The following is a 23,616-nucleotide window of genomic DNA, read 5'->3' as shown; positions in this document are numbered from 1 at the left end:
TTGTAAGAAAAAAGAATAGTGTTTGAAAAGATAATTTGGTGGAAACCTTAAAATACAAGTCATTAGACCTTAATATTTTGTGCTAACAACGCTGGTTACATTTTTAGGCACATACACACTATTTACACCTAATTACGTGGTCACAAAAATGCTTGAAAAGGCAGTGATAACAAAATTTCAAGCTTGTTAAAAAATAGCAATTCCCTCAATTTTCTCAAACCTTTCTTACTAATTCGCTCCACAATCTCCATCAAAGGTCTATGAAATTCAAGCAGAGAAGCACCTTTATCGAACTGAATTGAATCGGCTTCTTTCTTAAAATTTATTTTTTTCTACTTTTTCACGTCTTTCCATCAAGTCTTGATTATTGAACATTTCTTTTATGGTTTCACCGACAGTCCGCTCAATTAGGGAAAGGATGTACTTTCGGTTTGCTTCAAGTTCTTCAGCAGATTGTTCATGCCTCAATAGTTCAGCAATTTCAAAAAGAGACTTTTTTATTTTTACCTGCTCAAGATCTCTTTCTGACTTCTTCTTAGGTTGTGGCTGACTCATTTTACTGTAGAGTTCTTTTGCCTCGGTATATCGAAGGTGAAGGTTTTCTCTAAACCTTACTGCTTTTCGCTTCCATTGTGCCGTCTCATTCCTCCTTATAGACCATCTGTCCGCAAGTTCTTTTCCACTATAACGAAGCTTTAACTCTTTTTTATATTCCGTGTCGTTGCTCTTTCTTTGACTGAACTGAGTGGACATATCAGCATTTAACTGCCTAAGTTCCTGTAGCCATTTCTTAACGGCTGTCAAATCTTTTCGTAAGGGACGTGCCTCTACCTCTGTTAATCTATTTTGAATGTCTAACTTCACCAGTTCCTTAAAGGTAATCTCATCAAGAGTAGAATGATTTTTGGGTGTATCTCTCATTAATCTATTGTAATCCAAAGAAAAAACCTCCATAATACTTTTTCTTCTATTGTATCAAAAGAACTTCCAGATACTTCAATGTTTGATGCCATTTTGATTAATTTATGTGTTAGAATATTACTCTTTCTACACAATCACAACCAATTAATCAGGCTTCAAAAACTCGATCGACGAAAAACCTCTTTCAAATAATATGGAATCAGATTCAATCACTGTTACATACCGATTATTTACTTTGGTAATATGCACCGCTTTACTAAAATCAGAAAGCAGAGTACTCACAGAAATATGGTCGAGTTTCATCCGTAAATCAATTTCTGGTGTATGCTCAATAATTTGTGCGGCAGCTTCTATGACTTGATTTGAATCAAGACGTTCCGGCATTTCACGTTTTGGACTTTCTGCCTACACCTCCCATCGCTTGGGCAAAACTGTTCAAGCTCTTTTTGACATGACCTGTGTTATCACAAGTTCAAGCATTGACTCACCGTATTCGACGAACTTTAAGAAACCTTCAAAGTAGCGAGGAGGCTTGATGAATTTTCAGTTCACCTTCTTCAGACATGTAAGGCTATTGAGAGGTGGGTGTTAATCAAATTCTTTTGAGTATGGATTGAAATTCTATTAAATTATTATAGGATTATGTAAAATACAACTAAGGGGAACTATATTGACTGTTAGGAAATCTAGGAGGTTTTTTAACAGTGAAAGGTAGTATCAAGAAAGACAAAAAATCAGGCAAGTATTTTTATGTAATCGATATGGGTATTGACCCATTAACAGGGAAACGAACACAAAAAAAGAAGAGGGGTTTCAATACTAAGAAGGAAGCGGAGCATGCTCTTAGTGAGTTTCTAAATGATGTTAGACTGGGTAACTATGTTGAACCAGATAAAATTACGCTAGGTGATTTTATTCAAGACTGGTTAAAGGAAATGAAATTGAATGTTGCGGTGAGTACCTATCAAAACTACATTAGCTTTAATAAGTGCCATATCAATCCAAGGCTAGGTCATTTTAGACTACAAAAAATTGAACCTTTGATTGTCCAAAGATTTATTTATGATTTGGTAGAAGAAACTGCTTTAAGTCCTAATACGATTAAGAAAATTATTGATATGTTGAAGGTTGTTTTTAGAAAGGCTGTTAGTTTAAAGCTAGTAAATGAAAATCCAGTTTTAAATGTGACGTTGCCAAAGAGAAATAATCTTGAAATGACTGCTTGGGATACTGAACAGGTGGAATACTTCATACAGCACTCAAAGAAGCATCGGTTTTATACGGTCTTTTTAATTGCTCTATTAACTGGTATGAGAAAAGGTGAAATAACTGGATTGCGTTGGAAGGATATTGATTTTGAACAAAAAATCATTTATATCAGACAAATCTATGATATAAACGCGAAGCAGTTCAAAGTTGGGGCTAAAACGAGTGCTGGTGTCCGTTCGATTCATATCCCTGACGTGTTGATAGAACAACTGAAAAAGGAGAGAATCGTTGTTATCGGACATAAGTTGAAGCAAGGTCCAAACTTCAACGATTATGATTTAGTTGTTTGTACACGCTACGGTAATCCGCTCGATTCTGCAACGCTTTCCAAACGACTTAAAGCCCAAGCGATAAAACTAGGGTTACCTACAATCCGTTTTCATGATTTAAGACATACACATGTCACCATCCTAATCAAACAAAATGTCAATGTAAAGGTCATTTCAGAGAGGGTGGGACATACATCCATTCAAATTACGCTAGACAAGTATAGCCACGTGCTTCCTAGTATGCAGAAACACGTGGCAGATGAGTTAGATAATTTGTTTAAAGTTAAAGAAATGTGACCAATTCTGTGACCACTCAAGGTATTAGACCTTCAAAACCCCTCTATATCAACGCTTTAATTAAAACGCCCAATCCCCATTACGGAAGACAGGTTCTGAAGTGCCGTCCTGTTTGATGCCGTCGATGTTCATTTTTTCCGATCCAATCATGAAATCGACATGTGTAAGGCTATCATTCAATCCATTTTCTGCAAGCTCTTCTGGACTCATATTTTTTCCGCCTTCAATGCAGAAAGCATAGGAGCTGCCGATAGCAAGGTGGTTTGATGCATTTTCATCGAATAATGTATTGAAGAATAAAACATTCGATTGGGAAATCGGTGAGTTGAATGGAACAAGTGCCACTTCGCCAAGATAGTGTGAACCTTCATCCGTTTCAACCAATTGCTTTAGGATTTCTTCCCCTTCTTCAGCTTTTACCTCAATGATCCGTCCTTCTTTGAAGGTCACGGAAAAATTATTGATGATGTTGCCGCCGTAACTAAGTGGTTTCGTACTGGATACCGTACCGTTAACGCCTGTTTTCAATGGAACTGTAAACACTTCTTCAGTGGGCATGTTAGCCATGAATTCATGACCCTGTACGTTAACGCTTCCTGCTCCGACCCAACGGTGTTTGTCGGGTAACTCGATTGTCAGGTCGGTTCCAGGAGCCGTGTAATGCAATTTTTGGTAATGCTTATCATTTAAATAATCAACCTTTTCATGCAGGGTATCATCGTGTTTTTTCCAGGCTTCCACAGGATCCTTCACATCAACACGAACTGCCTTGAAAATGGCTTCCCATAGCAAATCAACTCGTTTTCCTTCTGCCTCTTCTGGGAATACTTTATCAGCCCAAGCCTTTGAAGGGACGGCAACGATGGACCAGCTCACTTTATCGGATTGCATATACTGACGCCACTTCTTCAGAGCAGTCCCTGATGCTTTTTGGAAGTTGGCAATCCTTTCAGGATTTACACCTTTCAATAAGTCAGGGCTGGAGGAGATGACGGATAGATAGGCAGCTCCGTTTTCTGCAAGTTCGATCGTTTCTTCTGCGCGCCATTTTGGATACTCGTGGAACACCTCATCCGGAGCCAGTTCATATTTGGTACGTGAAACGATATCGTCATTCCAATTGACGATGACATTGCGCGCACCGTTCTCATATGCCTTTTTTACAATGAGACGCACAAGGTCAGCGCCTTCTAATGTTGAGTTTACGACAAGGGTTTGATCTTGTTGGATGTTTACGCCGACTTTAACGGCAAGTTCTGCATATTTTTCTAAATTCGTTTGAAAATCACTCATCATTTTAAAACTCCTTTTCCATTTTCTACATTTATAATTGTACTTATTGTCATATAAAAAAGAAACTTTTTACACCGATTATGAAAACTAATCGTATACGATGGAGGTCATGATAACCGGCAAGGAGCTGAATTCAATTCAAATCGGTTTTGCATCAGCACCTGCAATCTCGTGGCACAAATAAGTCCTCAAGCTCCAGCAGCGATTTTGTCTATCTTGCATTTTACCAAAACTAAAGAAGGAAAGACTATTGAAAAGGTTTGAATAGTTGAATAATTTAATGATTAGTACACTGAATCAATGGACTGAAAGAAAGAGGGCCTCTTTGAGACCCTCTTCCTTAATAGAGTAAATCACTTACCTAAATTAATCCAGACGCTTTTCACTTCAGAATAGTTGTCCAGTGCATAAGATCCCATTTCACGTCCGATTCCGGATTGTTTGTAGCCGCCGAACGGGGAAGCTGCGTCGAAAGCGTTATAACAGTTCACCCAGACTGTACCGGCACGGAGTTTCCCTGCAACATAATGGGCATTGGCTATGTCGCTTGTCCATAAGCCGGCAGCCAAACCATATTCACTGGCATTTGCACGGTTAATGACATCATCTAAATCCTCGAATGGCATTGCCGCTATGACCGGTCCGAAAATTTCTTCTTTGGCGATCGTCATATCCTCTTCAACACCGGCGAATATAGTAGGAGAAACAAAGTAGCCTTGTTCACCCGGTTTATTTCCGCCGACAAGAACTTCCGCACCCTCGTTTTTCCCTTTTTCAATATAGCCCATTACCCTATTTTGCTGCTCCTCGGAAACAAGCGGTCCAATTTGTGTACTTGGATCTAGGCCAATCCCTTGTTTGATGTTTTTTGCATGGCTGGCCATATCGGCAACAACATTGTCATAATGTTTCTTTTGAATATAAACCCTTGAACCGGCACAGCATACCTGACCTTGGTTAAACATAACCCCATTCAAAGCTCCAGGGATGGCTTTTGAGAAATCAGCATCAGGCAGGATGATATTTGGCGATTTCCCACCAAGTTCCAATGTGACCCGTTTCAATGAATATGAAGCGGAGCGCATGATCAATTTTCCAACTTCGGTCGAACCGGTAAATGCAATTTTATTTACTTGCGGATGGTCGACAAGCGCTTGTCCAGCGGTTTCACCAAAACCGGGAACGATATTGACGACCCCATCAGGGAAACCGGCTTCAGCCAATAATTCTGCCAGGTAAAGAGCGGAAAGCGGTGTTTGCTCAGCAGGCTTTAGTATGACCGTACAACCTGTAGCAAGTGCCGCTCCCAGTTTCCACATCGCCATAAGAAGCGGAAAGTTCCATGGGATGATTTGGCCGACAACACCGACAGCCTCGTGTTTTGTGTAGTTAAAATAATTTCCGCTTACCGGGATGGTCTGTCCGACAATCTTGGTGGACCAGCCAGCAAAATATCTCATATGTTCTATTGCTAAAGGAATATCGGCATTGGTAGTTTCACTGATTGGTTTACCATTATCCAACGTTTCCAATTGAGCAAGTTCTGTTTTATTTTCTTCCATTAAATCGGCTAGTTTATACATAAGTCTACTGCGTGCAGCTGCGCTCATTCTTGACCAAGGACCTTCATCGAATGCTTTGCGTGCAGCTTTGACCGCTAAGTCGATATCTTCTTTATCAGCTTCATAAACATCGGCAAGTTTTTGTCCTGTAGCAGGATTAGGAGTGGAGAAGGTTTTTTTTGAAGCACTTTCTACAAACTGACCATTAATATAGAGCTTTTTTGGTCCTGTTAAAAATTTTTGCAGCTTTCCACTTACTTCTAACGTTAGATTTGTCATTAATTACCCTCCTGAATTAAATGATTATCTTGGGCAAAACATGATGACTTATTGTTAACGCTATGATTGCCAATTTTTATGATAAATGAAAAAAAGGGAATATTCAATCTATAACATTCGACAGAATATCCAAGATTTCTTCATCATTTTAAAAATGAAGTATTTTTTTGTCATGACATGTGTAATTACTATAGCGAAAATGAAAGTTAATAGTTAAAATGAATAAGGGTAAAATAACAAGAAGGTCTGAAGTTCTTCAGGAGGAATATATGGGAAATGATGCGAAAATGATATCACAGCGTAAGTTACTTGGTGTTGCGGGTCTTGGCTGGATGTTCGATGCACTTGATGTCGGTATGCTTTCTTTCATCATTGTTGCATTAAAACAGGATTGGAACTTAACCAGTGAGCAGGTTGGCTGGATCGGGAGCATAAACTCCATAGGAATGGCTGTTGGCGCCGTATTCTTTGGTGCGATGGCCGACAGGGTCGGACGAAAGAATGTCTTCATCATTACATTATTATTGTTTTCGATCGCAAGTGGCCTGTCTGCAGCAGTCAGTACACTCAGCTTGTTCTTGATATTGCGGTTTTTGATTGGAATGGGACTTGGGGGAGAACTCCCGGTTGCCTCGACATTGGTCTCTGAAAGTGTTGAAGCGAGTAAAAGGGGAAGGGTCGTCGTACTTCTTGAAAGCTTTTGGGCGGTTGGCTGGATTTTGGCAGCACTCATATCCTATTTCATTATACCGGCTTATGGTTGGCGGGTTGCATTGTTATTGAGCGCAGTTCCAGCTTTATATGCTCTGTATCTGCGCTTGAAACTGCCGGATTCACCGAAGTATACGGAACTTGAAAAAAAGCAGAGACCATCTGTATTAAGCAATATGAAAAGCGTCTGGAAAAAGGAATACTCCCGTCAGACCCTTGTATTGTGGATTCTATGGTTTTGCGTGGTCTTTTCCTATTATGGGATGTTTTTATGGCTGCCAAGTGTGATGGTCCTAAAAGGCTTCAGCATGATTCAAAGTTTTGAATATGTTTTGATCATGACGCTTGCACAGCTTCCGGGCTATTTTTCAGCTGCATGGCTGATAGAGAAGATGGGACGTAAATTCGTTTTGATCACGTACTTAATTGGAACGGCAGTCAGTGCCTTTTTCTTTGGATCGGCAGAGGGGCTGGCACTGCTGATAGTTTCCGGGATGTTCCTATCTTTCTTCAACCTAGGGGCATGGGGTGCACTTTATGCGTATACACCTGAGCAGTATCCAACATCAGTTCGCGGTACGGGTGCTGGGTTAGCTGCAGGGGTCGGAAGGATTGGTGGTGTCCTGGGACCGTTGCTTGTAGGGTATTTAGTTGCCGCAGACACCCCGATTTCATCGATTTTCACCCTATTTACAATTGCTATTCTAGTGGGTGCAGTTGCCGTAGCTTTTGGAAAGGAAACAAAGAATACCGTTTTGACATAAACAAAAGGAGGGGACTGCATACAGTCTCCTCCCTTTGTTTAATTAAAGTCCTTAATTATTTTTAAAAGGGATTCGGAGGCAGTCTTCGGATCATCTGCATTCATGATGGCCGATACGACTGCGGCACCGGATAGCCCGCTATCAGAAAGAGAGGAAATGTTATCGGCAGAGATACCACCGATGGCTACTGCGGGAATGGATACGCTACGGCAAATTTCCCCCAAATCCTCAAGGGCCATTAGGGTTGCATCTTGTTTGGTCTTGGTAGGGAAAACGGAACCGACTCCGATATAGTCCGCTCCATTTCGTTCGGCTTCGAGAGCTTCTTCAAGAGTGGAGACAGATACACCGACAATCATATCTTCAGGAACCATTTTTTTGACGACAGGCAGTGGAAGGTCATCTTGCCCAATATGAATTCCGTCCGCTCCAACCGCAAGTGCTATATCCACCCGGTCATTGATGATAAGGGGAATGGACAGCTCATTCAATAACTGTTTTAATGCAGATGCTTTTTTATAAAAGGAGAGGGAGGAATTGTTTTTCTCTCTAAGTTGTACGATCGAGACTCCTCCTGAAACGGATTCTGCAATGATTTTGGTCAATTCTTCTATTGCTATGGACTCTTCCGTAACTAAATACAGGCTTAAATCAATTTGGGACTTCTTCATTTAATTTCACCTCGTTCATCCAGATTTCCTTATCCATTCTTGATATCGCATCGATTAATCGCACACGAAAAGTACCAATTCCTTCATCCTTTTGAAGGTTTGCGGCTGCTAGTTCCCCTGAAATGCTCATGGTTGAGATACCGGCAATTGCTGCAGAATAGAAATCATCGGTGACACCGGAAAAAGTGCCGATAAGAGCTGTGGACATGCACCCGGTGCCTGTAACATTAGTTAAAAGGAGGTTCCCGTTATCGATGATGGACGTATGTTTTCCATCGCTGACCGCATCCTTAGCTCCGCTGACCACGATGATGCTATTCAATTCATTTGCCGCTCGTGCGGCCAGCTCTGCATTGCTAATCGAAAGTTCTCCCGAATCCACCCCGCGTGTAACGGTATCCCCACCCATCAATGAAAGGATTTCACTCGCATTTCCGCGAATGATTTGGAAAGTGACCTTACTTAGGAGCTCTTTGACTTGCTCTGTACGATAGGAGGTGGCACCAACTCCAACCGGGTCCAAAATGACCGGGATATCCAGGGCATTTGCCGTTTTACCGGCGATCTCCATTGCTTCCAAAGCTTTATCATCGATCGTACCGAAATTCAGGACCAATGCATCTGCTAATTTGACCATATCCGCCACTTCTCTTGGGCTCGATGTCATTACTGGTGAACCACCGATGGCAAGGGTGGCATTTGCACAGTCGTTGACCGTAACAAAGTTGGTGATTTGGTGAACGAGTGGTTTTCTTTCTCTTACCTTCATAAATAAATCGGCTGAAGAAACCTTCATAACAAGTCACTCCGTTCTTTTTTTGAATATGAATGAAAATGGTGGACTGGTCCATGACCTTTACCGATTGAAAAGCTATTGCGTATTGCTTCGGATATATAGGTCTTGGCTTGTTCGATCGACACTTGCAATGGCAGTCCGTTTGCCAGGTTTGATGTAATGGCGGAAGATAGGGTACAGCCCGTACCATGAGTGTTTTTTGTATGAATGCGCTCTCCCTTGATCCAGTGGAAGTCAGTCCCATCATAAAAAAGATCATTTGGATTTCCTGCTGAATGGCCCCCTTTAAGTAAAACGGCTTTGGGACCCATTTCTTGTATTGAAATGCATGCCCTGTAGAAATCTTGTTTCGTCCGAATCGAGAAGCCAGTAAGTACTTCCGCTTCCGGTACATTTGGAGTAACAAGTGTTGCAAGCGGAAGCAACTCCATTTTTAAGGCAGAGACAGCCTTTTCGTCGAGCAAATGGTGGCCGCTTTTGGAAATCATGACAGGGTCAAGGATAACGATGGCAGGCATGAAGGCTTTAAGGGACGCAGCTACCGTTTCCACGATTTCTTTTGATCCAAGCATGCCTATTTTTACTGCATCGACACGAATATCTTCAAATATAGCTGCAATTTGATCCGATACGATAGCTGTTTCAATTGGCTGTACTGAACGGACTTCCATTGTGTTTTGTGCGGTTACGGCTGTGATGGCGGACATTCCAAATACACCGTGTGCAGAAAATGTTTTTAAATCCGCTTGTATTCCAGCACCGCCCCCTGAATCAGAGCCGGCGATCGTTAATGCTGTTTTCATAAAAAAACCCCTTCATATAATTATTTTTTATCAGTATTTTAAGTAATATGAAAGCTAAAATCGCACCTGCGAATGAACTGAACATAAAAGCCGGTAAAAAACCAAAAAGAGCAGCTTTTTCTCCCAATAGGAGGGTTGCAAGTGGATAACAGGCTAGGGAACCGAGAATGCCGGTCCCGATCACTTCCCCTAAACAGGCGAATTTTAAGCTTTGTGTTTTTCGGTAAAGGATGGCAGCCAAAAGTGCACCGATCATGCTTCCGGGAAAGGCGAAAATTGAACCGGTACCAGACATGTTTCTAATGATGGAAACTAAAAAAGCTTGTGTTACAGCATAGGCAGGCCCCAATAGAACAGCCGTCAGGACATTTGCCAGATGCTGAATAGGAAAGATTTTTGCAAATCCTGCAGGTATGAAAATAAATGAACTGGTCAGCGTCGTTAAAGCCGTGATCATGGCAGTCAACGTCAGTTTCTTGATAGGATTCATCATGTCATCCACCTACAGCGGCCAATCCTGCTCATTTTGAACCATATCCCAGAATAAATATTCATATCGGGAAGTAACCAAAAAGTGCTTTTCTAATCTAAGAAGTTCCTTTTCAGGCATGCCTTCCGTCAATTCTTCCAACAAAGCGATCAGCCACTTATGTGCTTCCCCGAATTCAGGAGACGAATAGGACCTTATCCAATCTGCGTAGCGGTTGTTTTCCAAAGCTGCTCCATTTTGTTCTTTTAATAGCAAACCGATTTCATAATAATCCCAAGCGCAGGGCAGGAGACAGGCGATCAAGTCTGCCAAAGTCCCATGCTGAGCTGCATTTAGCATGTAACCTGTATAGGCTAAAGTGGTTGGAGTAGGTTCTGTATTTTCCAATTCCTTGGAACTGATCCCGAATTCGGAAGCATAATGCCGATGGATATCCATTTCCACTTGAAGGGTTTCATTTAAAATATTCGCAAACTTTGCCATGGTTTCGATGTTATGGGCTTTGATGACACCTAAAGCAAAGAGCTTGGAATAATCCATGAGATAGATATAGTCCTGCTTCAGGTAATAGGCAAATTTCTTTTCAGGAAGCGTGCCGTTTCCAATTGCCTGGACAAAGGGATGTGAATGGTTCCTTTTCCAAATCTCTTTTGCCCTTGCATGCAGTCTATCACTGAATGTTTCTAATTTTGTATTCTCCATTGTTCATCCTCCTTTAGAATGGATCCCTTTGTTAAATAAAAAACCCCGTTCCTGAATACGGAACGGGGTAGATGGATATAGTCTGTAAATGGACGATATCATCCACTTCCCTCCGCCGGTATGAGCCGGTTCAGGTTCAAAGGGTCCGGAACTAATTCCATCTCAGTCTTAAAAAAAGACTCCCCTAGTGGTGTGAATTGTATGTAATTACTGACATCATATCAGAAAGACAAGAAAATGCAACACGTATTTGAAACAGGGATCCCTTTATTCCAGGAAAAAAGGGAGAACCAGGTAATTGACTTTTGATGATTATTAGGATAGAATCATTTCTACATCATTATATATCGAATTCTTATCCAGAGAGGTGGAGGGACTTGGCCCTAAGAAACCTCGGCAGCGGACCCATTTTGGGAACTGTGCTAAATCCAACAAGCATATGCTTGGAAGATAAGAAGAGCCGTACGGACACTGTCAGCCTCTTCTTAAATTGGAAGGGGCTTTTATTTTTGGGAAATAACGTTTAGTGACATAATAGAAAAGGTATATATAATTTGGTGAAATCAAACAAGTTGATAAAGTTTAGCTAACTAGAAGCAGGCTCAAGGACGACTAGGAAAGGAGCCATTTACATGGCAGAATTATTTAAGAGGATTGAACAGAGGAAGGCAAAGCTCATTGAAGAGCTATTGGCCAATGGAGTATACAAAACCTCTGATGAAAGGCACCTTTATGATGCCCCATTAAAAGTACTTGAAGATGAATATAAGATTGTTATAAATAGACCCAATAACGAGTCACCTTCTGAATGGATGACATAGTAAGCGATATACTATATTTTTGGTTCATGGATAAGGGATATGATGTAAGCATTCGCAGTCTACACTAGTGGATGCTTTTTTTGCGTTTAATAGAAAACGACACAAAATATACATAATTTAAGAGTGGAATAGGTGTTTTGTTACATTTGACCTATAAAATAACACATTTTATTTCTGGAAAATAGTTGATTTTAACTAGTGGTTTCATTATGATGAAAGTGTAAAAATATTGAATAAATGGGAGGTGGCTATAATGCCTTGCCGTAAGGTAACTGTAGAAAAAGTAGAAGAAAAGAGACAGGAAATGATAAAGTTGGGAGCGACTTACGGCTTAACAAGTCTCGTAACTGTTCAAGCCAGTCAAGAATTGGATAGGCTATTAAATGCATTAGCAAGTAAAAGGGATTCTGAGTATTTTTCCTTTCAAAAAGCAAATAGGTATTTTTAAATTAGCCAATTCGACCTGTATTAATCTGAAAAAGCTACTGCTCAAGGCAATAGCTCTAAAGAATTATATATTAAATATCGACACGTTTACCAAGAATGATCAAATCCCGCTCAATGCCATCCAGCTCGGCAACTTGAGGTAAATGTGCCCATTCTTCAAACCCAAATTTGGAAAAAAGCTTAAGGCTCGGTGCATTGTGGGCGAAAATGAAACCCAATAAAGTCTTAATACCTAATTTTGGACACAATTCAATTGCCTTTCGAATCGAAATTTGTCCGATTCCTTTTCCCCGGAAATAATCATCAATATAAATGCTGATTTCCGCAGTGGACTTATATGCCGGTCGGCCATAGAAGGATTGAAAGCTCATCCATCCAGCAGTTTTCCCTTCTATAGTAATGATATATAGCGGTCTACTTTCTGAATGATGTTCCTCAAACCATTTAACCCTCGATTGGACGGATACAGGTTCCGTATCTGCCGTGACCATTCTTGAAGCAATTGTCGAATTATATATTTCAACAATTCTGGGTAGATCAGATAGTTCTGCCTCTCTAAACTCTATGTTCTCTTCCATGATTTAAACTCCTAACTATCATTTATTCAATCTCCAGAATGAAGGGTAATCCCGTTTTTGGTTTTAGGAACGGTGAACGACACCCAATCCATTGAAAGTTTTATATTATCATACACTCATTACTCTTTATCTGACAATTCTTTTTTATGTTAAGACTTCAGATTTTTGGGTATGTAAAAGACTAAATACTTCTAGAAAAAGACAAGAGGAGAACCAAATGAAAAAATTGGCAGGTTTATTGATTATTGTACTGGTTATATGTTTTGCTGCATATGAATTCCAGGCCTCGGAGTCGGAAGATGTGCAAAGGGTCATGGCTTTTGGAGATTCATTAACCTATGGAAAAGGGGATAAAAACGGGGAAGGATATATAGAAGGCCTTGAGGATGAATTGAATGATCCGCAATCGGAGCAAAAAGTGAGTTTTTGGAATTACGGTATAAAAGGCCAGGAAACGGATGGGGTGATGAAACAGCTTGATGATTACCGCATTAAAACGAAACTTGATGAAGCTGATACTTTCATCGTTTTTATTGGAACGAATGACTTGATCAATAGTAACGGCGGGGACTTGGAGAAAATAAGTGACCGAAAAATCAATGAGGGTAAACGGGAGTATATCAACCATCTGAAAAAGATTACATCAACATTGCTGGAGGCAAACGATAAAGCGGATATTCTGGTAGTAGGACTATATAACCCAATTAAAGACAATCAAAAACTTGAAAAGCACATTCGCGATTATAACCGGTCAATAAAGGGATTAGCGGATAAAGATAAAAGGATGTTATTCATTCCTACAAATGATCTTTTTGAAGATGAAAAGAAAACAAAGTATTTCAGTGATAAGTTACATCCGAATGAAAAAGGGTATCAGCTCATTGCGAATCGGGTTTTGGAAAGTTATGATTTCAAATGAAAGCAAAAAATGCACAGAAAGGTTTTCTGTGCATTTTTGCCTGCTAAGTCTTCTAGGAATTTGATATCGCTTTTAGTTAAGGGAACTGTAAGTCATGGAGCTGCTTGAATCGGCCGCTGTTTTGCATTAACTGTTCATGTGTTCCTTTTTCATGAACCTGCCCTTTTTCCAGCCGATGATTTAATCGGCATCATGAATGGTCGATAAACAATGTGCAATGACTATTGAAGTCCGGTTTTTCATTAAACGTGACAATGCTTGCTGGATCAAGTGTTCGGATTCTGTATCCAAGGCCGCCGTTGGCTGAATGGAATATGTCCTCCACTCATAGCGACCACTCCTATTTAGACTGTCCTTGATGAATTTTGCCTTTATGAATATCATAGAGCTTTTCAGAAAATAGACAACTTTTAATCGGTTCGTTTTGTCAAAAAGTATTATTATTTTACACTTTCCTATAGGACATGGAATAATTAAAGGAGATTAGCGAGGCTGATAAGAGGAGATGCTAAAATGAATGAAAATGAAAAAATCAGGGAAGAACTTTTAAATGCGGTAAACGGACTATCGGATGAACAGCTGAACGCCCAGCCTAAACCTGGACGATGGAGCATCATCCAGGTTTTGGATCATTTATATTTAATGGAGAGGGCCATAACAAAGAGCATTTCCGATAAATTGAAGAGCGATGAAAGCATTCCTGCTGTGGATAAACCGATAGAGCTTACTTTAAATCGTGAAGTGAAGGTCCAGGCCCCGCCATTTGTCATTCCGTCAGAATCATACCAGACTTTGAGTGAAGTTAAGGAGAAGTTGTCCGAATCCCGAAAAGCTTTTGTACAGGTCGTTGACCATGCAAAGGAAATTGATCTCGAACAAAAGTCTTTTCCACACCCTTTGTTTAAGGATTTAAGCCTGAAGCAATGGATTCCGTTCGTGGGACTACATGAAAACCGGCATTTATTGCAAATTGAAGAACTGAAAGCAAAGTTATTATAGAAGAAAAACTCATCCGTCTTTGGTTGAGTTTTTCATTTTCATACAGATATTCGTAAAGGAAGGATTTTTTTAGTGAAAGCCACTTGGGTAAGGACATGTTTGGTATTGGGCTTTTTCGGATTGTTGCTGTGGCTCTTGTTCAAGTATATGCTTCCGCCTGACCTGGATGAAATCGAACTGACTGACGAGCTTAATCCGATCGTCGCCGAAAAAAAAGATGAGCTCATTCAACTGGCCAATGACAAAGGCATCCAGGTTATCATTACGGCAGGGTTCCGGTCTCTAGCCGAGCAAAATGAACTCTATGAAAAGGGAAGATCAGACTCGGGCAACATCGTAACGAATGCAAGAGGTGGCGAGTCGCTGCATAATTTCGGTTTGGCAATAGATTTTGCCCTCCTTAACAAACAAGGCGAGGCCATTTGGGATATGAGTTATGACGGCAACGATAATGGAAAGTCGGATTGGATGGAAGTCGTAACCATCGCTAAAGGGTTAGGTTTCGAATGGGGAGGGGATTGGGCAGGGTTCAAGGATTATCCACATTTACAAATGACATTTGGTCTAAGCCTGCGTGAGCTGCAACAAGGCAAGCAGCCAAAAGGGCAGTGAAAGTGGTTTGGCTTCATTATAAGCCGCATAATTTTGACTAAAAGCAGGAAAATAAGCATGTGAATTGCTTTACAGGTAAGAATTCGATAAAGTGGACTAGTGAGAAATCAGACATAAAGGAGTGCAGTCACCATGGAAGAAACAAAAAATTGCCGGGACTCATTGGTCATAAAAACAAGCCTTGTCCTCCCGCCGGATACAAATAATATTGGTACGATGTTCGGAGGCAAATTAATGGCATACATTGATGATGTAGCGGCTATATCAGCCATGCGTCATGCGCGAAGCAACGTCGTTACGGCATCAACTGATTCTGTCGATTTCCTGCACCCTATTCACGAAGGAAATGCAGTTTGCCTTGAAAGCTTCGTGACTTATACGGGCAGAACATCAATGGAAATCATCGTCAAGGTGATTGCGGAGGATTTAGTTACTGGAGCCCGAAATTTATGCGTGATTTCCTTCTTGACATTTGTTGCCATTAATGAAGAAGGTAAACCAATCCCTGTTCCGCGTTTGGTTCCTGAAACGGAAATGGAAAGGAATTTAAATGAATCAGCTAAACAACGGGCCCAAATAAGGAAAAAAAGAAGGGAAGATACACAGTTCATTGCAAGTACTTTCGGTGTGAAACTGCCATGGACCGATCAATCAAATCCAGGATTATATAAATAAGATAGGCATCCCTTCAGCCGTTTTATTGATGATCGAGACCAAATTCATCGTGATTTGGTCTTTTATTAATCGCCATTGCTATTAGGAAAATTGTGTTCTTCAACTATCCGAATGGGAAAATTACGTGAAAAGACGCTTGGAAAATTCCAAGCGTCTATTTTATGTTACCTTGTAGGTTTGAACATATCCGATTTTAGTCATCGCTTGCTAAAATACCAAAGAAGCGCAAGATGTTAATGAATAGGTTAATGAAATCAAGATATAGATTCAAAGCCATGAGCGGTACTTCTTCGGCTGTTACCCCATAATGCTTCATTCGATTGAAATCATATAAAATATAACCACTGAAAACTAAAATCCCTATAAATGAAAAGACCAGCATGGCTGTAGAGCTTAATGGAGAGAAAATGTTGAAAATGCTAATGACGACTAAAGCTAGCAAGGCTGCAAATAACATTCCCCCCAAGAATGAAAGGTCCCTTTTGGTGGTTGTGGCATAAACCGCCAGTCCTCCAAATACGACTGTCGTCGTAACACCTGCCAGGATCACCACATTTGCCCCTGCAGCGGCTAGGTAGTGTGCAATGATCGGATAGGTCGTAATTCCGGAAATCAACGTGAAAGTATACAAAAATGTATAACCTATCGCTTTTTTCCTCCGTAATATGAATGCTCCAATCAACATGGCGATCTCAAGTATCGCCAAGGGAAGAAACAAGGATGGCGGAACAAGAGTGCCGAGAGCCATCCCTAAAACGGAAACGGCAAGTGATAAAGCGAACGTCCGCATGACGGATGGCAAATATGTTTGTACAGTTTGTGAATACATTCAATCACCTCATCATTTATTTTCTACAGTCTTCTACGAATCTGTTTTAAAAAGGTTTCATTGCCATTAATGAAAAATTAAGTGTTTTTTTTAAAGTATTGAAATATATATGAAATAATTACCTATTTTATGATATTCTTACAAAAAGACTAATTTTTCTGAAATATTAAAATAATTCAAGTGAAAACACTCTGCGGTACGTAAAACGACAAGGTCAATAAATGAGTATGAACTTTAAAAAAGTTATCTCGAAATAATAAATTCAAAATTATTGGTTTTATATAATTAATCGGACTTCAAAACTTTACTGTATAACAGTTATAAAGGAAACGTTTTTATATTGCAGAAAATTATTCCTAGAGTTATAAAATATGAAAAAAATGTGATTATTTTCTAAAAAAACTATTGTATAATTGTAAAAAAATGATTAAAATTCTTAATAATTATCAGAAGATTAATTATTTTCCCGATAAAATAGTTTAGGGGGAGCAAGGATGAAGAAAGCTATTTTACAAATAGAGAACCTAACTACCTCATTTCGAATCGGCAACAAATATCATGCAGCGGTGGATGATGTTTCGTTTACGGTGAATGAAAATGAAATTGTAGCAGTTGTTGGAGAATCAGGTTGTGGAAAGAGTGCCTTGGCCTTATCTATCATTCAATTACATAATAAGCAAAGAACGAAATCCGAAGGAAACATCAATTATAAAGGTCAAAATCTCCTAAAATTGAATGATGTGCAAATGAATAAAATCCGTGGTAAGGAATTGGGTATGATATTCCAGGAACCTTTAACGGCTTTGAACCCGCTCATGACCATAGGAAAACAGATCGAGGAGAGTCTTGATTACCACACTGAACTCTCCAGTGCTGAAAAAAAGAACAGGACACTCGAACTTTTGACACAAGTGGGAATTCCATATCCCGAACGGACGTACAAGCAATATCCGCATGAGCTCTCGGGCGGAATGCGGCAAAGGGCAATGATCTCGATCGCGATTGCTTGCAATCCTGCACTGGTCATCGCCGATGAACCCACGACGGCACTGGATGTTACGATTCAAGCGCAAATACTTGATCTGCTGAAGGATATCCAAAGCAGGACTAAAATGGGGATCATCTTAATCACACATGATCTGAGCGTCGTAGCAGAGGTCGCTGACAGGATCGTAGTCATGTATGCAGGTCAGGTAGTGGAAACGGGAAGTGTTAAAGAGATATTCAACAATCCGCTGCATCCATATACGAGGTCGTTATTAAATTCGATTCCTTCGGCTGCCAACGAGAAAAATCGTTTGCATGTCATCGAGGGAATCGTTCCATCGATAGCGAAAATGGATCGGATCGGATGCCGATTCCAAGATAGGATTCCTTGGATACCTAAGCATGCGCATGAAGAGACACCCCGACTTCATGAAGTGGGCAGCGATCATTTTGTCCGCTGTACCTGCTATAAAGAATTTTATTTTCAAGATGAAGGAGATGCATCGGCCCATGACATTACTCAAATTAGATAATCTGAAAGTGCATTTTCCAATAAGGGGCGGTTTTTTCAGAAGGGTGGTTGATCACGTAAAGGCTGTGGACGGTGTTTCCTTTGAGCTGCAGCAAGGGGAAACATATGGTTTGGTCGGGGAATCCGGAAGCGGCAAGTCCACGACAGGCAAGGCGGTGGTCAAACTGAATGAGGTGACATCCGGACAAATCCTGTTTGAAGGCAGGGATTTAGCATCATTAAGTAGAAGAGAAATTAAACCATTCAGAAAAGATATCCAAATGATTTTCCAAGACCCGTATTCATCCTTGAATCCCAAGAAGCGGGTACTGGACATCATTGCCGAACCGCTGAGGAACTTCGAACGGTTATCACCTTCAGAGGAAAAGAAAATCGTCCAGGACTTCTTGGACAAAGTCGGACTGAGTCCGGAATCGATTCACAAGTATCCTCATGAATTTTCTGGGGGGCAGCGCCAGCGAATTGGGATTGCCCGATCATTGACATTGAAACCTAAACTGATCATTGCGGATGAACCGGTGTCAGCACTGGATGTTTCCGTTCAGGCACAAGTATTGAATTTCCTTCAGGATCTCCAACAGGAGTTCAATTTGACTTATTTATTTGTCGGGCATGATTTAGGTGTAATCCGGCATATGTGTGACCGGATGGGCGTCATGTATCGCGGTAGATTGGTAGAGGAAGGAAAAAGCGAGGAAATCTATGAAAATCCCCAACATATATACACGAAGCGCCTGATTGCCGCCATTCCCGATTTAGAGCCGGAAGTTCGTGAAGATAAAGTGCAGCTTAGAAAAAAACTCACCTCGGAATATGAGTCTACCTACTCAAAATATTTCGATGAGAATGGACGTGCTTACGATTTGAAACCGATCTCATCGACACATAGAGTCGCATTACAATAAGGAGGTGGAAGGAATGTGGAAGTTTATCCTAAGACGATTATTAGTTATGATCCCGCAGCTCTTTTTATTGAGCATCATCGTTTTCATGATGGCAAAAGCAATGCCGGGAGATGCACTGTCAGGCCAGGAAATCAACCCTAGGGCCAATCCAGCAGAGCTTGATAGGATCCGGGAAGAACTGGGTTTGAATGACCCTTGGTACCAACAATATATAAGGTGGGCATCCAATGCTGTACAGGGTGATTTCGGTGTTTCCTATACACATAAGACGCCCGTTATGGATGTGATTGAAGACAGGCTTTGGAACACGGTGTTCCTAGCGTTGGTCACGCTGATCTTTACATATATGCTTGCGATTCCATTAGGCATACTTAGCGGAAGGTATAACGATACCTGGGTGGATAAAACCGTTACGGGTTATAGCTATGTAGGGTTTGGCACGCCGATTTTCATTTTTGCTTTAATCATGTTATTCGTTTTCGGATTTGCCTTGGATTGGTTCCCGTCTGGAGGCAGTGTCGATTCAAAGGTGGACGAAGGAACATTCGCCTATGTTGTAAGCAAGATCAATCATTTGATTTTACCAGCTTTAAGTACAGCTTTAATTGCAACAACAAGTACGATCCAATATTTGCGAAATGAAATCATCGATAATAAAATCAAGGATTTCGTAAGGACTGCGCGTTCGAAGGGAGTGCCTGAATCAAAGGTATATTCACGGCATATCCTGAGAAATTCCTTTTTACCGATTGCGGCATTCTTAGGCTATGAAATTACTGGATTGATCGGCGGCGCGGTCATAATCGAGACCATTTTCAGTTATCCGGGACTTGGGCAGCTTTTCCTTAGTTCAGTCAGTCTGCGGGATTTCAGCGTTGTCACGGCCATCGTCATGATGACGGGATTTGCCACTCTGCTTGGCACACTTCTTTCGGACATCATACTTAGTGCGGTCGATCCGCGCATACGGATAGAATAGGAGCGGGGTGAGTCGTATGGAAATGAAAGTAGAAACCGGAAAGAACATACAAGTGAAAGATGTGAGCCCTTCAGGAATCAAAATTATCTGGCAGGAAATCAAAAAGGATAAGCTTGCCATGGGCTCATTGATCATATTAGCAGCCATTTTGCTTTTTGTTTACGGTGCGTCACTTTTCATGGACGCCAAGGAAATAGCCAAGGTCGATTTTCTCTCCATTTATATGGAACCATCTTCAGACTATTGGCTTGGAACCGATTATGGTGGCCGGGATGTATTCGGACAACTGATAATAGGTACCAGAAATTCATTCACGATCAGTTTATTCATAACATTATTCACGGCTATCATCGGTTTATCGTTAGGGCTTCTGGCCGGCTACTTTGGCGGGGCGACCGATAATGTGATCATGCGTATTATCGATTTCGTGATTGCCCTCCCGCAATTGATGTTCATCATCGTTGTAGTCACGATTGTACCGATTTTCAATGTATATGTTTTCATTTTAATCATGACGATGTTTTTATGGACAGGTAAGGCCCGGCTGATTCGTTCAAAGGCATTGTCAGAGCGTGAGCTGGATTATATCCATGCCTCACAGACACTCGGGACGCCACATTGGAAAATCATCCTGTTTCAGCTTCTGCCCAATGTCAGTTCATTGATCATCGTTAACTTCATTTTGAACCTTGCTGGCAATATTGGCTTAGAATCCAGTTTGACTTTCTTAGGGTTCGGCCTTCCTGAGAGCACCCCGAGTTTAGGGACGCTCATCAGTTATGCTCGAAATCCAGATGTTCTGGAAAACAAGTGGTGGATATGGGTACCCGCATCACTCATGATTTTAGTGTTGATGCTGAGTATAAATTTCGTTGGTCAAGCGTTAAAACGCGCTGCCGATGCAAGACAAAGAAGAGGATAAAAAAAGGGGAGTGTATGATATGAAAATCAAAAGCTACAGTAAGGTATTAAGTGCATTGGCCATTTCGTCGCTACTGCTTGCTGCATGTTCGAATGATACGGAGAAATCTTCAACGAAAGAGAAAAAAGGGAAAGATGTCGAACAGGTCGATACCTCTAAATTCCCGACAAAGACGACAAATCAAGGAGAGCCGATTGAAGGCGGCCATTTGACATATGGTTTGGTATCCAACACACCGTTTGAAGGAATATTGAACAAAGTTTTCAATCAGGGCGAACCGGATCACCAAATCACCACATTCCTGGATGATGAAGATTTATTGGATACAGACGAAAACTATGTATATACGAATGAAGGCGCCGCTTCCTATGAGATTTCAGACGATCATAAAACGGTCACGCTGACGATTAAGGATAATGTAAATTGGCATGATGGAAAGCCTGTGACTGGTGCCGATTTGGAATATGCATATCTTGTCATTGGAAACAAGGATTACAAAGGTGTCCGCTATGATGAACAAATGGCTTTAATCGAGGGTATGGAAGAGTATCATGAAGGGAAATCGGATAAGATTTCAGGGATTAAAGTCGATGGCAAGAAAATCACTTTCACTTTCAAAAAAGCGAACCCTTCCGTCACGACCGGATTATGGTCATACCCGCTTCATAAAGAATACTTAAAAGATGTTCCGATTGCAGAGTTGGAATCTTCGGATAAAATACGTAAAAATCCGATTGGTTTTGGACCATTCAAAGTGAAGAAAATCGTTCAAGGGGAAGCGGTCGAATTCGAAGCGAATAAAGATTATTATCGAGGTGCACCTAAATTGGACAGTGTCACATTGAAAGTCGTGAATCCGGCAGTTGTCGTCAAGTCACTTGAAAATGGTGACCTCGATGTAGCCGAGGTCCTGCCTGAACAATATGAACAGGCCAAGGAACTGGAAAATGTCGAATTATTGGGGAAAGTGGAATTGGCTTATTCCTATATTGGGTTCAATTTCGGTCATTATGATAAGGAAAAAGAAGAAAATATTATGGATGAAAATCCGAAATTCGGTGATAAACGGCTTCGTCAGGCAATGGCATATGCCATCAATAATGAAGAAGTTGGCAAAAAGATGTTCAAGGGCCTTCGTTACCCTGCCAACTCTGTCATTACACCAAACTTTAAATATAACAATAAAGACCTAAAACCATATGAATATAATCCTGAAAAAGCTAAAAAACTTTTGGATGAAGCAGGATTTGTAGATACGAATAATGATGGCATTCGTGAAGATGCGGATGGAAAAGAGTTCAAGATCAACTTTGCTTCCATGAGCGGTTCCGATGTTTCTGAGCCTCTGGCAAGATATTATATCCAACAATGGGAACAAGTTGGTTTGGACGTCGAATTGCAGGATGGTAAGCTTCATGAGTTCAATTCATTCTACGACCTGCTGAAAAAGGATAATGACGAAGTTGATGTTTATTCAGCTGCATGGGGTGTCGCTTCCGATCCGGATCCATCAGGATTATGGTCCAGATCTGCAGAATTTAACTATACCCGCTGGGTAAATGAAAAAAATGATGAGCTGCTTGCGAAAGGGATTTCAGAGGAAGCCTTCGATGATCAATATCGAATCGATACGTATAATGAGTGGCAGGAATTGATCCATGAAGAGGTTCCGGTCATTCCGACATTATTCCGTTATCAATTGGCGGGAGTGAATGAACGCGTTACAGGTTATGATTACCTTGCAGCACGCCAATATCAGTGGCATAATGTCGGGGTAACGAAATAACTTAATTAATGACTATCGGCTGCCTTTATGGCGGTCGATTTTTTTTGTGTTTCAATGAAGTGGATAAAGGTTATATAGATAACAGTAAGTAATTGGAAGGGTGATATTGATGGAAGTGAGAAATCCTAATGAAACAAAGAGAGAGTTAGAAATATTGTTTACTGAATCGGTTGGCCGTTTACTGAAACCTCTCGAAGAGGAAATCATTGCAGACATTGTAGCCTATCCAGACGAAAAGAGAATTGCCTTCTTGGAGTATATGAAGGAAATGTCCAACAAACAAAGACAGTTGAAGTAAGTTGAACTTTCATCATGAAGGAGGTTTTTTTATGAGGAACGAAGATATGGACAGATACAAAGTATGGCGCAATAAGTGGAAAAGAAAAGTGAATATGGAGAATTTAGCGTTATATGGAATTGCAACATTAGCTATGGCCATGTTGCCTGTCTTGGCCTTTATGAGTTAAATCGATTAAAGGACCGCCTTTTGAACTGCACCCCAATTGTTAGACACCATCTAACAATTGGAGGTGCTTTTTTTATGACAAAATATTCATTAGAGTTGAAATTAAAAGCTGTCCTTGCTTATTTAGAAGGAATGGACTCATTTAGAACTGTAGCCAATCAATTTAATATCAGTTTGACTCCTTTAAAGCAATGGGTCGCACATTATAAAGAACATGGGATAGAAGGGCTGATGTCCACCTATACAAATTATGATATTAGCTTTAAGATGGATGTACTAAACTATATGAACGATTTTGGAGTGTCTAGTACCCATGCAGCTGCTGTGTATAA

General features: G+C 40.7%; 27 protein-coding genes, 1 pseudogene and 2 riboswitches. Of the genes and pseudogenes, 16 read left to right on the top strand and 12 right to left on the bottom strand.

The window, feature by feature from the left end; genetic code table 11:
• Window positions 1-315 precede the first annotated feature (315 nt).
• On the bottom strand, window positions 316-939 hold the full coding sequence (locus ACIQ0C_RS20550; protein WP_403063332.1) for a hypothetical protein: 624 nt from the start codon (window positions 937-939) through the stop codon (window positions 316-318).
• 126 nt (window positions 940-1,065) lie between these two features.
• Window positions 1,066-1,492, bottom strand: a pseudogene (locus tag ACIQ0C_RS20545) (DUF3898 domain-containing protein); the annotation flags it as partial.
• A 133-nt stretch (window positions 1,493-1,625) separates the two neighbouring features.
• Between ACIQ0C_RS20545 and ACIQ0C_RS20540 the strand changes: the two are divergent.
• The gene (locus ACIQ0C_RS20540; RefSeq protein WP_403063329.1) at window positions 1,626-2,756 is read left to right on the top strand and encodes a site-specific integrase; all 1,131 of its coding nucleotides are present in this window, start codon (window positions 1,626-1,628) and stop codon (window positions 2,754-2,756) included.
• Between the two features lie 60 nt (window positions 2,757-2,816).
• On the opposite strand, the gene ACIQ0C_RS20535 is transcribed toward ACIQ0C_RS20540, so the two are convergent.
• The gene (locus ACIQ0C_RS20535; protein WP_403063539.1) at window positions 2,817-4,049 is read right to left on the bottom strand and encodes an aminopeptidase; all 1,233 of its coding nucleotides are present in this window, start codon (window positions 4,047-4,049) and stop codon (window positions 2,817-2,819) included.
• Window positions 4,050-4,402: 353 nt separating this feature from the next.
• Window positions 4,403-5,890 (bottom strand): aldehyde dehydrogenase family protein, encoded by a 1,488-nt coding sequence (locus tag ACIQ0C_RS20530; RefSeq protein ID WP_034314306.1) that lies wholly within the window; start codon window positions 5,888-5,890, stop codon window positions 4,403-4,405.
• 269 nt (window positions 5,891-6,159) lie between these two features.
• Between ACIQ0C_RS20530 and ACIQ0C_RS20525 the strand changes: the two genes are divergently transcribed.
• Window positions 6,160-7,365 (top strand): MFS transporter, encoded by a 1,206-nt coding sequence (locus ACIQ0C_RS20525; RefSeq protein WP_403063326.1) that lies wholly within the window; start codon window positions 6,160-6,162, stop codon window positions 7,363-7,365.
• A 38-nt stretch (window positions 7,366-7,403) separates the two neighbouring features.
• Here ACIQ0C_RS20525 and thiE read toward each other — a convergent pair whose 3' ends face one another.
• From thiE to tenA, 5 genes are read right to left on the bottom strand one after another with little or no spacing between them, the layout of a single operon-like run.
• Entirely contained in the window at window positions 7,404-8,036 is a 633-nt protein-coding gene (gene thiE, locus ACIQ0C_RS20520) for a thiamine phosphate synthase (RefSeq protein ID WP_403063323.1), read from the bottom strand.
• Window positions 8,017-8,832 (bottom strand): hydroxyethylthiazole kinase, encoded by an 816-nt coding sequence (thiM, locus tag ACIQ0C_RS20515; protein ID WP_403063320.1) that lies wholly within the window; start codon window positions 8,830-8,832, stop codon window positions 8,017-8,019. The genes thiE and thiM overlap by 20 nt, the downstream gene beginning before the upstream one ends.
• Entirely contained in the window at window positions 8,829-9,635 is an 807-nt protein-coding gene (gene thiD / locus ACIQ0C_RS20510) for a bifunctional hydroxymethylpyrimidine kinase/phosphomethylpyrimidine kinase (RefSeq protein ID WP_403063317.1), read from the bottom strand. The genes thiM and thiD overlap by 4 nt, the downstream gene beginning before the upstream one ends.
• A complete protein-coding gene (gene thiW, locus ACIQ0C_RS20505; protein ID WP_403063536.1) occupies window positions 9,604-10,125 on the bottom strand; it encodes an energy coupling factor transporter S component ThiW in 522 nt (173 codons plus the stop codon). The genes thiD and thiW overlap by 32 nt, the downstream gene beginning before the upstream one ends.
• Before the next feature lie 12 nt (window positions 10,126-10,137).
• The gene (tenA, locus tag ACIQ0C_RS20500; protein ID WP_095390053.1) at window positions 10,138-10,827 is read right to left on the bottom strand and encodes a thiaminase II; all 690 of its coding nucleotides are present in this window, start codon (window positions 10,825-10,827) and stop codon (window positions 10,138-10,140) included.
• 90 nt (window positions 10,828-10,917) lie between these two features.
• Window positions 10,918-11,023, bottom strand: a riboswitch (TPP riboswitch).
• A gap of 156 nt (window positions 11,024-11,179) precedes the next feature.
• Window positions 11,180-11,284, top strand: a riboswitch (SAM riboswitch).
• Window positions 11,285-11,459: 175 nt separating this feature from the next.
• Between tenA and ACIQ0C_RS20495 the strand changes: the two genes are divergently transcribed.
• Complete coding sequence (locus ACIQ0C_RS20495) at window positions 11,460-11,648, top strand: Fur-regulated basic protein FbpA (RefSeq protein WP_034314291.1); 189 nt, start codon at window positions 11,460-11,462, stop codon at window positions 11,646-11,648.
• Window positions 11,649-11,901: 253 nt separating this feature from the next.
• Window positions 11,902-12,096, top strand: coding sequence for a Spo0E family sporulation regulatory protein-aspartic acid phosphatase (locus ACIQ0C_RS20490; protein WP_403063313.1), 195 nt, complete (start codon window positions 11,902-11,904; stop codon window positions 12,094-12,096).
• Between the two features lie 70 nt (window positions 12,097-12,166).
• Here the strand turns inward: ACIQ0C_RS20490 and ACIQ0C_RS20485 are convergent, their stop codons facing one another.
• A complete protein-coding gene (locus ACIQ0C_RS20485; RefSeq protein WP_402839076.1) occupies window positions 12,167-12,673 on the bottom strand; it encodes a GNAT family N-acetyltransferase in 507 nt (168 codons plus the stop codon).
• A 217-nt stretch (window positions 12,674-12,890) separates the two neighbouring features.
• Here ACIQ0C_RS20485 and ACIQ0C_RS20480 point away from each other — a divergent pair, with 217 nt between their 5' ends.
• Window positions 12,891-13,592, top strand: a complete 702-nt coding sequence (locus ACIQ0C_RS20480; RefSeq protein WP_403063310.1) for a DUF459 domain-containing protein — start codon at window positions 12,891-12,893, stop codon at window positions 13,590-13,592.
• Window positions 13,593-13,772: 180 nt separating this feature from the next.
• Here ACIQ0C_RS20480 and ACIQ0C_RS20475 read toward each other — a convergent pair whose 3' ends face one another.
• Window positions 13,773-13,976: a hypothetical protein gene (locus ACIQ0C_RS20475; RefSeq protein ID WP_403063307.1), complete on the bottom strand. Its 204-nt coding sequence runs from the start codon at window positions 13,974-13,976 to the stop codon at window positions 13,773-13,775.
• Between the two features lie 129 nt (window positions 13,977-14,105).
• On the opposite strand from ACIQ0C_RS20475, the gene ACIQ0C_RS20470 reads away from it, so the two are divergent.
• The 3 genes from ACIQ0C_RS20470 (at window position 14,106) to ACIQ0C_RS20460 (ending at window position 15,878) form a co-directional block, all read left to right on the top strand.
• Window positions 14,106-14,591 (top strand): DinB family protein, encoded by a 486-nt coding sequence (locus tag ACIQ0C_RS20470; RefSeq protein WP_403063304.1) that lies wholly within the window; start codon window positions 14,106-14,108, stop codon window positions 14,589-14,591.
• A gap of 147 nt (window positions 14,592-14,738) precedes the next feature.
• Window positions 14,739-15,203, top strand: coding sequence for a M15 family metallopeptidase (locus ACIQ0C_RS20465; protein ID WP_402839342.1), 465 nt, complete (start codon window positions 14,739-14,741; stop codon window positions 15,201-15,203).
• A 132-nt stretch (window positions 15,204-15,335) separates the two neighbouring features.
• Window positions 15,336-15,878, top strand: coding sequence for an acyl-CoA thioesterase (locus tag ACIQ0C_RS20460; protein ID WP_402839084.1), 543 nt, complete (start codon window positions 15,336-15,338; stop codon window positions 15,876-15,878).
• Window positions 15,879-16,071: 193 nt separating this feature from the next.
• On the opposite strand, the gene ACIQ0C_RS20455 is transcribed toward ACIQ0C_RS20460, so the two are convergent.
• Entirely contained in the window at window positions 16,072-16,707 is a 636-nt protein-coding gene (locus ACIQ0C_RS20455; protein WP_403063301.1) for a Bax inhibitor-1/YccA family protein, read from the bottom strand.
• Between the two features lie 494 nt (window positions 16,708-17,201).
• Here ACIQ0C_RS20455 and ACIQ0C_RS20450 point away from each other — a divergent pair, with 494 nt between their 5' ends.
• The 8 genes from ACIQ0C_RS20450 to ACIQ0C_RS20415 all read left to right on the top strand — a co-directional run.
• On the top strand, window positions 17,202-18,227 hold the full coding sequence (locus ACIQ0C_RS20450; RefSeq protein ID WP_403063298.1) for an ABC transporter ATP-binding protein: 1,026 nt from the start codon (window positions 17,202-17,204) through the stop codon (window positions 18,225-18,227).
• On the top strand, window positions 18,205-19,131 hold the full coding sequence (locus ACIQ0C_RS20445) for an ABC transporter ATP-binding protein (protein ID WP_053534228.1): 927 nt from the start codon (window positions 18,205-18,207) through the stop codon (window positions 19,129-19,131). Before ACIQ0C_RS20450 ends, ACIQ0C_RS20445 begins: the two co-directional genes overlap by 23 nt.
• 13 nt (window positions 19,132-19,144) lie before the next feature.
• Window positions 19,145-20,110 (top strand): oligopeptide ABC transporter permease, encoded by a 966-nt coding sequence (gene opp4B, locus ACIQ0C_RS20440; protein ID WP_034314271.1) that lies wholly within the window; start codon window positions 19,145-19,147, stop codon window positions 20,108-20,110.
• Between the two features lie 22 nt (window positions 20,111-20,132).
• On the top strand, window positions 20,133-21,032 hold the full coding sequence (locus ACIQ0C_RS20435; protein WP_402839344.1) for an ABC transporter permease: 900 nt from the start codon (window positions 20,133-20,135) through the stop codon (window positions 21,030-21,032).
• 19 nt (window positions 21,033-21,051) lie between these two features.
• On the top strand, window positions 21,052-22,818 hold the full coding sequence (gene opp4A, locus ACIQ0C_RS20430) for an oligopeptide ABC transporter substrate-binding protein (protein WP_403063295.1): 1,767 nt from the start codon (window positions 21,052-21,054) through the stop codon (window positions 22,816-22,818).
• 109 nt (window positions 22,819-22,927) lie between these two features.
• Window positions 22,928-23,116: a hypothetical protein gene (locus ACIQ0C_RS20425; RefSeq protein WP_034314269.1), complete on the top strand. Its 189-nt coding sequence runs from the start codon at window positions 22,928-22,930 to the stop codon at window positions 23,114-23,116.
• 31 nt (window positions 23,117-23,147) lie between these two features.
• Window positions 23,148-23,285, top strand: a complete 138-nt coding sequence (locus ACIQ0C_RS20420) for a hypothetical protein (RefSeq protein WP_402839093.1) — start codon at window positions 23,148-23,150, stop codon at window positions 23,283-23,285.
• A gap of 74 nt (window positions 23,286-23,359) precedes the next feature.
• Window positions 23,360-23,616: helix-turn-helix domain-containing protein (locus ACIQ0C_RS20415; protein WP_403063292.1), on the top strand; the 257-nt coding region annotated here is incomplete at its 3' end.

Origin of the sequence: Peribacillus sp. NPDC096448 (assembly GCF_044762675.1) — a bacterium.
GTDB classification, from domain to species: domain Bacteria; phylum Bacillota; class Bacilli; order Bacillales; family DSM-1321; genus Peribacillus; species Peribacillus frigoritolerans_B.
Note: the sequence above shows the minus strand (reverse complement) of the source record. Positions and strands in the feature narration are given on the sequence as shown.